The organism is Streptococcus peroris ATCC 700780 (genome assembly GCF_000187585.1).
In the GTDB taxonomy this organism is placed as follows: domain Bacteria; phylum Bacillota; class Bacilli; order Lactobacillales; family Streptococcaceae; genus Streptococcus; species Streptococcus peroris.
Map to the genome: position 1 here is coordinate 491675 of NZ_GL732463.1, position 13560 is coordinate 505234.

The window sequence follows — 13560 nt, forward strand, 5'->3', positions numbered from 1 at the left end:
TCCACATAAGTAAAAGTTTAAGAGCTCTTAGGTGGGGCTCTTTTTCTTTTTAGCTATCAGATTTTTCTAAATTTTGAAAAAGAAATGAAAGCGTTTGATAGCTTTTCGTAAAAAGTGTATAATAAATCTATAAACATTAAGGAGATTTCCTATGGCAGTTAAAGATTTTATGACTCGCAAGGTCGTTTATATTAGTCCAGATACAAATGTAGCACATGCAGCCGATTTGATGCGTGAACAAGGCTTACACCGTCTTCCTGTTATTGAAAATGATAAATTAGTAGGCCTTGTAACGGAAGGTACAATAGCAGAAGCTAGTCCATCTAAAGCAACTAGTCTTTCAATCTTTGAGATGAACTACTTGCTTAACAAGACAAAGGTAAAAGATGTCATGATTCGTGATGTTGTTACTGTTTCAGGCTATGCAAGTTTGGAAGATGCAACTTATCTCATGCTAAAAAATAAGATTGGTATTTTACCAGTTGTTGACAATGGTCAACTGTACGGCGTTATTACGGATAGAGATGTATTCAGAGCCTTTCTTGAAATTGCTGGCTATGGTGAAGAGGGAATCCGTGTTCGTTTTATCACAGAAAATGAAGTTGGAGTTTTAGGTAAGATTGTTTCTTTAATCGTTGAGGAAAATCTTAATATCTCTCATACCGTTAATATTCCACGTAAAGATGGTAAGATCGTTATTGAAGTTCAAATTGAGGGAACGATTGATCTTAATTCCTTGAAGAAGAAATTCGAAGAAGAGGATATTCTCGTAGATGAAATTGCAAAAACTTCTGCTAAAAAACTCTAAAGAGTAAACTATTATTGTTTTACACTTGCGAAAAAATTTTTTTTCTAGTATAATAGTTTATTGTGAGCAAACCTCACTTACCCCTTGCAATGTCTTGGGGTCATTAGACCAAAAGGAGGAACCTATCAATGGCTAAATACGAAATTCTTTATATCATTCGTCCAAACATTGAAGAAGAAGCGAAAAACGCTTTGGTAGCACGTTTTGACTCTATCTTGACTGACAACGGTGCAACTGTTGTTGAATCAAAAGATTGGGAAAAACGTCGTCTTGCATACGAAATCCAAGATTTCCGTGAAGGACTTTACCACATCGTTAACGTTGAAGCAAATGATGACGCAGCTCTTAAAGAGTTTGACCGTTTGTCAAAAATCAACGCTGACATTCTTCGTCACATGATCGTCAAACTTGACGCGTAAGAAGGTAGATTATGATTAACAATGTTGTACTTGTAGGGCGTATGACACGTGATGCAGAGTTGCGCTATACCCCATCAAATGTAGCAGTTGCGACTTTTACTCTTGCAGTAAACCGTACATTTAAGAGTCAAAATGGTGAACGTGAAACTGATTTTATCAATGTTGTCATGTGGCGCCAACAGGCTGAAAATCTTGCTAACTGGGCTAAAAAAGGCTCACTTATCGGGGTGACAGGTCGTATTCAGACTCGTAGTTACGATAATCAGCAAGGACAACGTGTCTATATCACCGAAGTTGTGGCTGAAAATTTCCAAATGTTGGAAAGTCGTAGCGTGCGTGAGGGACATACTGGTGGAGCTTATACAGCCCCAACTGCTAACAATGCAGCACCTACAAATTCAGTACCAGACTTTTCACGTGATGAAAATCCATTCGGATCAACAAATCCTTTGGATATTTCAGATGATGATTTACCATTCTAATGGACAATTAATACTATAAAGGAGAAAAAACATGGCTCAACAACGTCGTGGCGGATTCAAACGCCGTAAAAAAGTTGATTACATCGCAGCAAACAAAATTGAATATGTTGATTACAAAGATACTGAGCTTCTTAGCCGTTTCGTTTCAGAACGTGGGAAAATCCTTCCTCGTCGTGTAACTGGAACTTCAGCTAAAAACCAACGTAAAGTAACAACAGCTATCAAACGCGCTCGCGTAATGGCTTTGATGCCTTTCGTAAACGAAGATTAAAAAAAAGACCCGGGTGGGTCTTTTTTTCAGGTCCAGTGGACCTCTTTTTCATGAGCTCGAAAACAAGAGAGCTAGTTAGACCCCAACGGACCTCTTTTTCATGAGCTTGAAAACAAGAAAGCGAATTAAGACCCCAACGGGTCTTTTTTTCACGAGTTTTGAAACGAGAAGGCGAGTTAGACCCGGGTGGGTCTTTTTTTCAGGTCCGGGTAGACCGCTTTTTTACAAGCTGGATAGGGTTAGTAGGGAATTTCATCAGTTTATGGTATAATGAATAGAGTGAGTTAAGGAGGTCTTGCAATGGATGCCAAGTTAAGATACAAGGCTAAGAAGATTAAGGTTATCTTTTTTGATATAGATGATACTTTACGTAATTCAAAGACTGGCTTTATTCCAAGTACTATTCCTACAGTATTTCAACAATTGTGCGATAGAGGAATCTTGACAGGAATTGCGACTGGTCGAGGCATTTTTGGCGTCGTACCAGAGATTAAAGCACTCAAGCCTGATTTCTTTGTAACCTTGAATGGTGCCTATATTGAAGATAAAAAAGGTAGTGTTCTGTATAGTCATAAAATCGCTAGGGATAAGGTTGAGGAGTATATTGCTTGGACAAAGGAAGTGGGAATTGACTACGGTTTGGTTGGTAGTCATGAGGCTAAATTATCTAGACGAACAGAAATGATTAGCCAGGCCATCGATCCAATTTATCCAGATTTAGATGTGGACCCTGATTTTTACCAAAAAGAAGATATTTATCAGATGTGGACCTTTGAGGATCAGGGAGATGATTTGACTTTGCCTGAAAGTTTAGCATCAACTTTGCGTATGGTACGCTGGCATGAACATTCATCAGATGTTGTGTCGATTTCTGGTTCAAAAGCAGCTGGAGTAGCCAAAGTGGTAGACCAATTAGGTCTTAAACCTGAAAACGTCATGGTTTTTGGAGACGGTCTTAACGATTCAGAACTCTTTGATTATGCAGGTATTAGTGTTGCTATGGGAATTTCTCATGACAAAATCAAAGAAAAAGCAGATTATATTACAAAAACAATAGAAGAAAACGGCATTTTTGATGCCTTAGAAGGATTTGGTATGGTAGAAAAAGAATTACATTTTCCACAAGTAGACATTGAAACAGTAGAAGGTCCGATTGCGACTATTAAAACAAATCATGGAGATATGCACATTAAGCTTTTCCCTGAACATGCACCAAAAACAGTAGCCAACTTTATTGCTTTATCAAAAGATGGTTACTATGATGGTGTCATTTTCCACCGTATTATTAAAGACTTTATGATTCAAGGTGGGGACCCAACTGGTACAGGTATGGGTGGTGAATCTATCTATGGTCAGTCATTTGAAGATGAGTTTTCAGAAGAACTTTACAATGTACGTGGAGCCCTTTCTATGGCTAATGCTGGACCAAATACAAATGGTAGCCAGTTCTTTATCGTGCAAAATCAACACTTGCCATATTCTAAGAAAGAAATTGCTCGTGGTGGTTGGCCAGAACCAATTGCAGAAATTTATGCAGAAAAAGGTGGAACTCCTCACTTAGACCGCCGTCATACAGTTTTCGGTCAACTTGCAGATGAAGCATCTTATAAGGTTTTGGATGCTATTGCAGGTGTGGAAACAGGTGCAATGGACAAGCCAGTTGAAGATGTAGTCATTGAAACGATTGAAATTGAGGACTAAAATGAAAATCGGTGATAAGTTAAATGGCCGTATTACTGGGATTCAGCCTTATGGTGCTTTTGTTGAGTTAGAAACAGGAGTGACAGGACTGATTCATATCTCAGAGATTCGGACAGGATTTATAGAAAATATCCATGACGTTTTAAAAGTTGGTGAAGAAGTACAGGTTCAAGTGGTTGATTTTGATGAGTTTACTGGGAAAGCTAGTCTTTCCATCCGTACTTTAGAAGAAGAAAAACATCAACTACCAAGACGGAGACGCTTTTCAAGCGATCGATACAAATATGGTTTTGCCCCTTTAGGACAGATGATGCCAATATGGACTAAAGAAGCTCTTTCGAATCTAAATGAGATGAAACATTAGGTCATTCAAATATGTGAAGAAGCTGACGTGACAAATTAGGAAAAATGATGGAAGAACAGTTATTAAAATCAGGTGAGAGAATCAATCAACTATTCTCTACGGATATCAAAATCATTCAAAATAGAGAGGTTTTTAGCTATTCGGTGGATAGTGTCCTCTTATCACGTTTTCCACGTTTTCCTAAAAAGGGCTTAATTGTGGATTTTTGTGCAGGCAATGGGGCTGTCGGACTTTTTGCTAGTAGTCGTACCAAGGCGAAAATCCTATCTGTAGAAATCCAAGAACGTCTAGCAGATATGGCAGAACGCTCAGTTCGTTTAAATAGCTTAGAAGAACAGATGCGGGTCATTTGTGATGATTTGAAAAACATGCCTAATCATCTTCAAGGAAGCAAAGTAGATATGATTTTATGCAATCCGCCTTATTTCAAGGTAGATCCTCATTCTAATCTGAACGAGAGCGAGCATTATCTTTTGGCTAGGCATGAGATCACAACTAATTTAGAAGAAATTTGTAGAAGTGCTCAAAAAATTCTCAAATCAAATGGACGTTTGGCAATGGTTCATCGTCCTGATCGATTATTAGATATCTTAGCTACGCTCCAACAGCATAATCTGGCTCCAAAACGTCTGCAATTTGTTTATCCTAAACGGGAGAAGGAAGCTAATATGCTTTTGATTGAGGCTATTAAGGACGGCTCCACTAGTGGTTTTAAGGTTTTACCACCACTCATTGTTCATAATAGTGATGGTACTTATACACCAGAAATTCAAGAGATTTACTATGGATCATAAGGCTTATATGTATGTGGTTGAGTGTTGTGATGGTTCCTACTATACTGGTTACACGACAGATGTTAAGAAACGGATTACTGTTCACAATAGCGGTAAAGGAGCCAAATATACACGAGCTCGATTGCCAGTAAAACTCATATTTGCAGAAGGTTTTGATAGTAAGGAAGAAGCCATGTCTGCTGAAGCTCTTTTCAAGCGCAAGACACGCATGCAAAAAGAACATTATCTCAAAGAGAGTCAATATAGAAATTTAGTCGATACTTTTGACGTGTAACGTGGAGTCCTTTGGCTCCTCTTACTTTTGTCAAAAATTGAAAAAAATGCTACAATAAAGAGAATAAAGAAACGAGGTATTATCATGTCTAAGATTCTAGTATTTGGTCACCAAAATCCAGACTCAGATGCTATTGGTTCATCTGTAGCTTTTGCTTATCTTGCAAAAGAAGCATACGGTTTGGACACAGAAGCGGTGGCTCTTGGAACTCCAAATGAAGAAACAGCTTTCGTCTTGAACTATTTTGGTGTAGACGCACCGCGCGTGATCACATCTGCTAAAGCAGAAGGTGCAGAACAAGTCATCTTAACAGACCACAATGAATTCCAACAATCAGTTTCAGATATTGCTGAAGTTGAAGTTTATGGTGTTGTGGACCACCACCGTGTGGCTAACTTTGAAACTGCCAGCCCACTTTACATGCGTTTGGAACCAGTTGGATCAGCATCATCTATCGTTTACCGCATGTTCAAAGAGCATGGCGTAGCTGTTCCAAAAGAAATCGCAGGTTTAATGCTATCAGGTTTGATTTCAGATACTCTTCTTTTGAAATCTCCAACCACTCACCCATCAGATAAAGTCATTGCTCCTGAATTGGCTGAATTGGCTGGTGTAAACTTGGAAGAATACGGTCTTGCCATGCTTAAGGCTGGTACAAACTTGGCAAGCAAATCTGCTGAAGAATTGATTGATATCGATGCTAAGACATTTGAACTTAATGGAAACAATGTTCGTGTGGCTCAAGTGAATACAGTTGATATTGCTGAAGTATTGGAACGCCAAGCTGAAATCGAAGCAGCTATCCAAGCTACAAATGCAGCTAACGGCTACTCTGACTTTGTCTTGATGATTACAGACATCGTCAACTCAAACTCAGAAATTTTGGCTCTTGGTGCTAATATGGACAAGGTAGAAGCAGCTTTCAACTTCAAACTTGAAAACAACCATGCTTTCCTTCCAGGTGCTGTTTCACGTAAGAAACAAGTGGTACCACAATTGACTGAAAGCTTTAATGGGTAATATTTAAGGAATATTTAGAACTGTTAATTTGACTATTTATAGAAGGTGATAGCATGATGCGATTGATTGAAGGGCTACGCTTTTTGGTTGAGGTTGTGGCAATACTTGGTCTTTTCTCCGTGTCTGTAATACAAATTTCTTGGCTGGAAAAATTCCTATTTTTTCTTCTAGCAGTTCTATTAATCTTATTTTGGGCACGATATATGGCGCCAAAATCTCCACATGCTTTAAAAAAATGGCATCGCCTCGTTGCTGAGACGTCGATTTTTATTTTAGTTAGTTGTATTTTTTGGCATTTGTATGGATTGCAAATAGGAATCTTCTACTTAGCTCTGTCTTTTGGAAGTTTGGTGCTTCTTTATTATTTTCAGCTAGAGTGATTCTTGGAATATAGTTAATGAATTATTTAAATGGTAATTATTTGACTAGAGATTGACACGAGAAAACGATGTTTTCCATATAACTAAAGGAGTTTCGACTCCTTTTTTTCTAGGAGAGAAAGATGATAGAAAATGGCGATTTGATTTTTGTGAGAGAAGATACAGAAATGGGGCAGGCTATCCAGGCTTCTACAGGTAACTACAGTCACGTGGCTATCTTTTTGGACGGACAGGTCTATCATGCCACGGTAGAAGGTGGTGTCCTTGCTCAGTCTCCTGAGGTCTTCTTTGAAGCTGGAAAAGTCTATGACCGTTATCACTATGAGCAGATTGATTGTGCAGAGGTCAAAAAGCGAGCAGAGAGTCTCTTAGGGGCTCCCTACAATGCTTCCTTTTACCCAGATGGAACCGGTTTTTACTGTTCCCAATATATTGCAGCCATCTTACCCATTTTTGAGACCATTCCCATGAAGTTTGGGTATGATACACAGGAAATCAGTGATTTCTGGAGAGAATATTATCGAGAGTTGGGGCTTCCTGTACCTCTGAATCAACCTGGCACTAACCCGAGTCAACTAGCAGCCTCTCCACTTTTAGTATGTAAAGAAAGGAATCTTCATGATTCAGATTTTTAATCCATCTCGCTTGACGCGACAACCATTCTTTAGAGATTTGGTAGACTATCTTGATCAGCATGATGATGTTATCCTCCGTGAAATCAAGGCTCAGTTTCCAGAGATACCAGTTGATAAGTTTATGGAGGAGTACATTAAAGCAGGCTTGATTTTGAGAGAACATAAACGCTATTATATCAGTCTTCCATTTCTAGAGTCTACAGATTCTCTTGAATTAGACCAGGAAGTCTTTGTGAGAGAAGAGAGCTCAGTCTATCAGGAATTACAGGAGAAACTTTTTCAAACAGAATTGCGCAATCATACGAATGCAGCACTTTTAGTGGAAAAGACGGACTTTGCAAGACAAAAAATGACCTTATCCAATTATTTTTATAAGGTTAAACATCAGTATCCTTTAACAGCACAGCAGCAAGAGCTTTATGGGATTTTAGGAGATGTTAATCCAGAGTATGCTCTCAAGTATATGACAACCTTTTTGCTCAAGTTTCTCAAAAAAGACCAAGTCCAGCAAAAACGTCGAGACATTTTTGTGGATAGCTTAGAAATCTTAGGGTATATTCGAAAAAATGATGCAAGTAAGTACGAATTAGCGGTTGATTTTGATCGGGAGAGGCTAACTTTCGTTTTGGTTTAACTTTTTTTTTGAGCTATTTGTTTGACTTTGAGTAGGAATAAAGATATACTGAAACCAATCGATATTTTTATCGGAAAAATAAAAGGAGACAAATATATGTCAGTTGAAAATAAATTTGACCAAGCTAAAGGTTCTATTAAAGAAGGTTTTGGTAAACTTACTGGAGATAGTAAAACTCAAGCTGAAGGTACCACAGAAAAAACAGTTGCTAAGCTAAAAGAAGTAGCTGAAGAAGTAAAAGAAACTGTTGAAGGTGCAGTAAATGGTTTGAAAAACTCTTTTAAAAAAGAAGACTAAAAAACAAGGGATTTTATCCCTTGTTTTTGGTTTATAAATAACGTTTTGCAATGGCTGCATCACCCGGGTACTCTTCTTTTACGCCGTTGATGATTTGGTAGCAATCCGCTCCTTTTCCTGCAAGGATGACTGCATCTAATGGTTGACTGGTAATAGACATTGCAGTTTTAATAGCCTCTTCACGGTCGATGATTGTTTTAACGGGATGCTCAATGTAGCTACTGATTTCATCAGCGATTGCACGTGGATCCTCGTAGTTAGGATCATCTGTGGTGAGAAATACTTGAATTTCAGGATGCTTGTTTAAAAGAAGACCGAAATCTTTTCGGCGACTTTCTCCCTTGTTTCCTGTGGATCCGAGAACGAGTGCAATGTTACCAGTGTGATGTTCTTCAACAACGGAGATTAGTTTTGTAAGACTATCGCCATTGTGGGCATAGTCAATGATAACCTTGGCCCCATTTTTCTGAGTCAGAACTTCCATACGGCCTGGAACTCGAGTTTCGGCAATTCCTTTTTGGATATCCTCTAGACTAGCTCCGAGACGCAGACAGGCAAGACCTGCTGCTACAGCATTTTCTTGGTTGAAATGTCCGATTAATTGAATATCATAATCTCCTGCCAATTTTCCAGTAGCTGAAAAGCGAAAGGCCTTGGAATTTTTGATTTGATTATCAGACTGGCTACCATAAAAGTCATGTTCTTTTTGTTCAACTTCTTCTTTGAGAAGGTTGAAGTGGTCCATATCACTATTGACTACAACAGCACGACTATTTTCCATCAGTAACCGTTTGTGGTAGAAGTAGTCTTCAAAAGTCGGATGTTCAATGGGACCAATATGGTCAGGAGTAATGTTAAGGAATACCCCAACATCAAAGGTTAAACCGTAAACTCTGTGAACTAGGTAAGCTTGACTGGAAACTTCCATGACGAGGTGAGTACGGTTATTCTTAACGGCTTGTGCCATCATGTCAAAGAGATCGATGTTTTCGGGTGTTGAGAATGAAGATTTAAAGAATGTCTTGCCATCTAAAGTGGTATTCATAGTGGACAAGAGCGCGGTTTGGTAACGTTGAGACAAGATATGATAAGCAAAGTAGGCTGCTGTCGTCTTCCCCTTAGTTCCGGTAAAGGCTAGAATTTTGAGTTTCTTTTGAGGATTGCCATAAAACACCATGGCAATTAAACTCATGGCTTTTTTGATGTTATTAACTACAATGACAGGGATACCGACTTGGTAATCTTTTTCAGCTACATACCAGCCCAAACCTTGTGAGATAGCTGACACAAGATATTCTTCTTTAAAAGCTGCACCCTTTGCAAAAAAGAGGCAGTTTTCTTTGGCTTTTCGACTATCATAGCTAATGCTATCAAACGTAACATTCGTGTAGTTATAGAGGTAATTTTCGTGGTCGATAATTTCACGGAAGAGACCATCTTTTTTTAAAATATTCAAAACAGTTTCAATCTTTATCATACTTTCTATTATAAACTTCGAGCCCAAAATTTACAAGTAACAAGGAAAAGTTTATAATGGAAGATAAGGAACTTTTCCTAGTGATTAAATATGAATGAGGAAGCTATGTCAAACGAAACTAATCATCAGCAAGCCCAGATGTTACGAGGGACTGCTTGGCTAACTGCTAGTAACTTTATCAGTCGCTTACTTGGAGCAGTGTACATCATTCCCTGGTATATCTGGATGGGAACTTATGCGGCAAAGGCCAATGGCCTCTTTACCATGGGGTATAATATTTATGCATGGTTCTTACTAATTTCAACAGCAGGAATTCCGGTTGCGGTTGCAAAGCAAGTGGCTAAATACAATACTATGCAGGAAGAAGAGCATAGTTTTGCCCTGATTCGAAGTTTCCTCGGCTTTATGACGGGGCTCGGTTTTGTCTTTGCTTTAGTTCTGTATCTGTTTTCCCCTTGGTTGGCTGATCTTTCGGGTGTGGGGAAAGATTTGATTCCCATTATGCAAAGTCTAGCATGGGCTGTCTTGATTTTTCCATCTATGAGTGTTATCCGTGGCTTCTTCCAAGGGATGAACAACCTGAAACCTTACGCTATGAGTCAAATCGCTGAGCAGGTTATCCGTGTTATTTGGATGCTTTTAGCCACCTTTATCATCATGAAGCTCGGTTCGAAGGATTATCTATCTGCAGTAACTCAATCTACCTTTGCAGCCTTTGTTGGGATGGTCGCAAGTTTTGCAGTCTTGCTTTATTTCCTATTTAAGGAAGGATTACTTCAAAAAGTATTTGAAACGCGCGATAGAATTGACGGCAAAAGTCTTTTGGTCGATACGATTAAGGAAGCTATTCCCTTTATTATAACTGGTTCAGCAATTCAACTTTTCCAAATTCTGGACCAAATGACCTTTATCAATAGCATGAAGTGGTTTACCAACTACAGTAATGAAGACTTAGTAGTCATGTTTTCTTATTTCTCTGCTAATCCTAATAAGATTACCATGATATTAATTTCGGTGGGAGTTTCAATCGGTGGTGTAGGCCTTCCCCTCCTAACAGAGAACTATGTCAAGAGTGATTTACCAGCAGCTGCTCGTCTAGTTCAAAATAGTATCACCATGCTTTTCTTATTTCTTTTACCTGCTACAGTTGGAGTAGTTATGGTGGGTGAGCCTCTTTATACAGTATTTTATGGCAAACCAGATGATCTAGCCTTGGGATTGTTTGTATTTGCTGTTTTGCAGTCAACTATCTTGGGTCTGTATATGGTCTTATCACCAATGCTTCAGGCTATGTTTCGAAATCGCAAAGCAGTTCTATATTTTGTTTATGGAGCTATCGCTAAACTTGTCCTTCAATTGCCAGCCATAGCGATTTTCCATAGTTATGGCCCTTTGATTTCAACAACCATAGGTCTCATCATTCCAATTGTTTTGATATATCGTGAAGTCTGTCAGATAACAGGAGCTCGTCGTAAGATCATTTTGAAGAGAACAATTTTAGTCACTATTTTGACTCTAGTTATGTTTATCTTAGTTGGCTTTTTACAATGGCTTCTTGGATTTGTCTTCCAACCATCTGGACGTTTGTGGAGCTTCTTCTATGTTGCCCTAATCGGTGTAATTGGTGGTGGACTCTACGGAGCTATGAGTCTTTATACTCGACTCTTAGATAAAGTTATCGGAAAGGCAAAAGCTGACCAGTTACGAGCACGATTGAAATTATCATAAACGTTTATAAATAAAACGAACAGTTTGAACTTTTTTATCTTAAAAACTTCAAACTGTTCATTTTTTATTAAAAAAAACAGAAAAAAACATAAAAATGAACAAAAATGTAAATTTTTTACATGTAAATACTTGACTAAATAAAACACCGGTTGTATAATAAGACATATATTTGAAACAGGAGGTTTTGAAAATGAAAAAATCGAAAGCTAAATATCTGACACTAGCAGGTGTCGTCCTTAGTGCCGGATTCCTATTGAGCGCATGTAGTAGTTCGTCTAGTGCGCCTAAAACCTATAGCTATGTATATGCTTCTGACCCAGCCAGTCTAAATTATCTTCTAGAAAATCGTGCAACTACACTTGATGTGGTTACTAACTTGGTAGATGGTTTGATGGAAAACGACCAATATGGTAATTATGTTCCTTCATTAGCAGAAGATTGGAGTGTTTCTCAAGATGGTTTGACATACACTTATAAACTTCGTAAAGATGCGAAATGGTATACAAATGAAGGTGAAGAATATGCACCTGTTACTGCAAAAGATTTTGTAACTGGTTTGAAGTATGCAGCTGATAATAAATCTCAAGCCTTATATTTAGTTCAAGATTCAATTGTAGGTTTGGATGACTATGTTACTGGTAAATCCAAAGATTTCTCAACTGTAGGCGTTAAAGCACTTGATGATCAAACTGTTCAATACACTTTGAAACAACCAGAACCATACTGGAACTCAAAAACAACTTCAAGTATTTTGTTGCCAGTTAATGAAGAGTTCTTGAATTCTAAAGGTGCTGACTTTGGTAAGATGGATCCTGCAGATATCTTGTACAGTGGACCTTTCTTACTTAAATCATTCACTTCAAAATCTGCAATGGAATATACAAAGAATCCAAAGTACTGGGATGCTAAAAATGTCAATGTGGATGATGTGAAATTGAGCTACTTTGATGGTAGTGACCAAGATGCTCTTGTTCGTAACTTCTCTGAAGGAGTTTATAGCTTCGCTCGTCTTTACCCAAATAGTTCAAGTTTTGAAGGTGTGAAAGAAAAATACAAAGACAATATCGTCTACAGTATGCAAAATTCATCATCTTTCTACTATAACTTTAACTTAGATAGAAAATCTTATAAATATACTTCAAAAACAACAGATGCTCAGAAGAAATCTACTCAAGAAGCAGTCTTGAATAAATCTTTCCGTCAAGCAATCAACTTTGCTTATGACCGTACTTCTTATGCAGCACAATCACAAGGTCAAGACGGAGCTACTAAAGTCTTGAGAAACTTACTTGTACCTCCAACATTTGTTTCTGTTGATGGGAAGAACTTTGGTGATGTTGTAGCTTCTAAGGTCGTTAATTACGGTAAAGAATGGGAAAACATGAAGTTCGATGATGCTCAAGATGCTTACTACAATGCTGACAAGGCTAAAGAAGCCTTTAGTAAAGCTAAGAGCGAATTGGAATCTAAAGGTGTTCAATTCCCTATCCACTTAGACATGCCAGTTGACCAAGCTACTAAGAGAAGTGTCCAAGAAGCAAGCTCATTCAAACAATCGATCGAATCTGTTTTGGGTGCTGACAATGTTGTTATTGATATCCAAATGCTAAGCACTGATGAAATGGATGGTATTAGTTACCAAGCTCAAACAGCAGCACAAAAAGATTACGACCTTTATAATGGTGGTTGGTCACCAGACTATCAAGACCCATCTACCTACCTTGATACTCTCAGCTTGTCAAGTGGTGGTTCTCTTCAAAATCTAGGTATTGAACCAGGTGAAGCTAACGATAAAGCAAAAGCTGTTGGACTTGACACTTATACGAAGATGGTCGAAGAAGCTGGTAAAGAACAAGATTTGAATAAGCGTTATGATAAATACGCAGATGCTCAAGCTTGGTTGGTTGACAGTTCATTAGCTATTCCAAACCTTTCTCTTGGTGGTACTCCTGGTTTGAGAAAAACAGTTCCATTCTCATCAGCATACTCTCAAGCAGGTAATAAAGGTGTTGAATCATTCAAATACCTTAAATTGCAAGATAAGGTTGTAACCAAAGATGAGTATGAAAAAGCTAGAGAAAAATGGTTGAAAGAAAAAGAAGAATCTAATAAGAAAGCACAAGAAGACCTTGCCAACCATGTCAAATAATTAGCAATTTTATAAATAGAAACGATAGCCTACAATTTGGCTATCGTTTTTATATAGTTTGAAACTATAACTAGCTCTTGAAAACAAGAAAATGAGTAGGAGGAAATAAGTGGTACAATAGTTAGTA

General features: G+C 38.1%; 16 protein-coding genes. 15 read left to right on the forward strand and 1 reads right to left on the reverse strand.

Annotation, left to right across the window (positions count from 1 at the left end):
- The first annotated feature begins 151 nt into the window (after positions 1–151).
- The 13 genes from HMPREF9180_RS04385 (at position 152) to HMPREF9180_RS0101720 (ending at position 8079) form a co-directional block, all read left to right on the forward strand.
- Positions 152–808: a CBS domain-containing protein gene (locus HMPREF9180_RS04385; protein WP_006145259.1), complete on the forward strand. Its 657-nt coding sequence runs from the start codon at positions 152–154 to the stop codon at positions 806–808.
- A gap of 128 nt (positions 809–936) precedes the next feature.
- Positions 937–1227: a 30S ribosomal protein S6 gene (rpsF, locus tag HMPREF9180_RS04390; RefSeq protein ID WP_002896497.1), complete on the forward strand. Its 291-nt coding sequence runs from the start codon at positions 937–939 to the stop codon at positions 1225–1227.
- Positions 1228–1238: 11 nt separating this feature from the next.
- Positions 1239–1709, forward strand: a complete 471-nt coding sequence (gene ssbA, locus HMPREF9180_RS04395; RefSeq protein ID WP_006145264.1) for a single-stranded DNA-binding protein SsbA — start codon at positions 1239–1241, stop codon at positions 1707–1709.
- 31 nt (positions 1710–1740) lie between these two features.
- Positions 1741–1980 (forward strand): 30S ribosomal protein S18, encoded by a 240-nt coding sequence (rpsR, locus tag HMPREF9180_RS04400; protein ID WP_000068664.1) that lies wholly within the window; start codon positions 1741–1743, stop codon positions 1978–1980.
- 300 nt (positions 1981–2280) lie between these two features.
- Positions 2281–3681 carry a Cof-type HAD-IIB family hydrolase gene (locus tag HMPREF9180_RS04405; protein WP_006145273.1) on the forward strand — a complete coding sequence of 467 codons (1401 nt, stop codon included), beginning with the start codon at positions 2281–2283 and terminating at the stop codon, positions 3679–3681.
- On the forward strand, positions 3656–4045 hold the full coding sequence (locus tag HMPREF9180_RS04410) for a S1 RNA-binding domain-containing protein (RefSeq protein WP_083801013.1): 390 nt from the start codon (positions 3656–3658) through the stop codon (positions 4043–4045). Before HMPREF9180_RS04405 ends, HMPREF9180_RS04410 begins: the two co-directional genes overlap by 26 nt.
- A gap of 44 nt (positions 4046–4089) precedes the next feature.
- Complete coding sequence (locus HMPREF9180_RS04415) at positions 4090–4839, forward strand: tRNA1(Val) (adenine(37)-N6)-methyltransferase (RefSeq protein ID WP_006145275.1); 750 nt, start codon at positions 4090–4092, stop codon at positions 4837–4839.
- Positions 4829–5113 (forward strand): GIY-YIG nuclease family protein, encoded by a 285-nt coding sequence (locus HMPREF9180_RS04420; protein WP_006145276.1) that lies wholly within the window; start codon positions 4829–4831, stop codon positions 5111–5113. The genes HMPREF9180_RS04415 and HMPREF9180_RS04420 overlap by 11 nt, the downstream gene beginning before the upstream one ends.
- Positions 5114–5197: 84 nt before the next feature.
- Complete coding sequence (locus HMPREF9180_RS04425) at positions 5198–6133, forward strand: manganese-dependent inorganic pyrophosphatase (RefSeq protein ID WP_025168636.1); 936 nt, start codon at positions 5198–5200, stop codon at positions 6131–6133.
- Positions 6134–6189: 56 nt separating this feature from the next.
- Positions 6190–6513, forward strand: a complete 324-nt coding sequence (locus HMPREF9180_RS04430; protein ID WP_244261767.1) for a DUF2568 domain-containing protein — start codon at positions 6190–6192, stop codon at positions 6511–6513.
- Positions 6514–6635: 122 nt separating this feature from the next.
- Positions 6636–7148 (forward strand): YiiX/YebB-like N1pC/P60 family cysteine hydrolase, encoded by a 513-nt coding sequence (locus HMPREF9180_RS04435; RefSeq protein WP_006145279.1) that lies wholly within the window; start codon positions 6636–6638, stop codon positions 7146–7148.
- A complete protein-coding gene (locus HMPREF9180_RS04440; RefSeq protein WP_006145280.1) occupies positions 7132–7782 on the forward strand; it encodes a DUF1803 domain-containing protein in 651 nt (216 codons plus the stop codon). The genes HMPREF9180_RS04435 and HMPREF9180_RS04440 overlap by 17 nt, the downstream gene beginning before the upstream one ends.
- A gap of 96 nt (positions 7783–7878) precedes the next feature.
- Positions 7879–8079, forward strand: coding sequence for a CsbD family protein (locus tag HMPREF9180_RS0101720; RefSeq protein WP_025168637.1), 201 nt, complete (start codon positions 7879–7881; stop codon positions 8077–8079).
- 31 nt (positions 8080–8110) lie between these two features.
- On the opposite strand, the gene HMPREF9180_RS04445 is transcribed toward HMPREF9180_RS0101720, so the two are convergent.
- Positions 8111–9556: a UDP-N-acetylmuramoyl-L-alanyl-D-glutamate--L-lysine ligase gene (locus tag HMPREF9180_RS04445; RefSeq protein ID WP_006145282.1), complete on the reverse strand. Its 1446-nt coding sequence runs from the start codon at positions 9554–9556 to the stop codon at positions 8111–8113.
- Positions 9557–9661: 105 nt separating this feature from the next.
- Here HMPREF9180_RS04445 and HMPREF9180_RS04450 point away from each other — a divergent pair, with 105 nt between their 5' ends.
- Both HMPREF9180_RS04450 and HMPREF9180_RS04455 read left to right on the forward strand, forming a co-directional pair.
- Positions 9662–11284, forward strand: coding sequence for a putative polysaccharide biosynthesis protein (locus tag HMPREF9180_RS04450; RefSeq protein WP_025168638.1), 1623 nt, complete (start codon positions 9662–9664; stop codon positions 11282–11284).
- A 190-nt stretch (positions 11285–11474) separates the two neighbouring features.
- Positions 11475–13433 (forward strand): peptide ABC transporter substrate-binding protein, encoded by a 1959-nt coding sequence (locus HMPREF9180_RS04455; RefSeq protein WP_006145284.1) that lies wholly within the window; start codon positions 11475–11477, stop codon positions 13431–13433.
- The last annotated feature ends 127 nt before the right edge of the window (positions 13434–13560 follow it).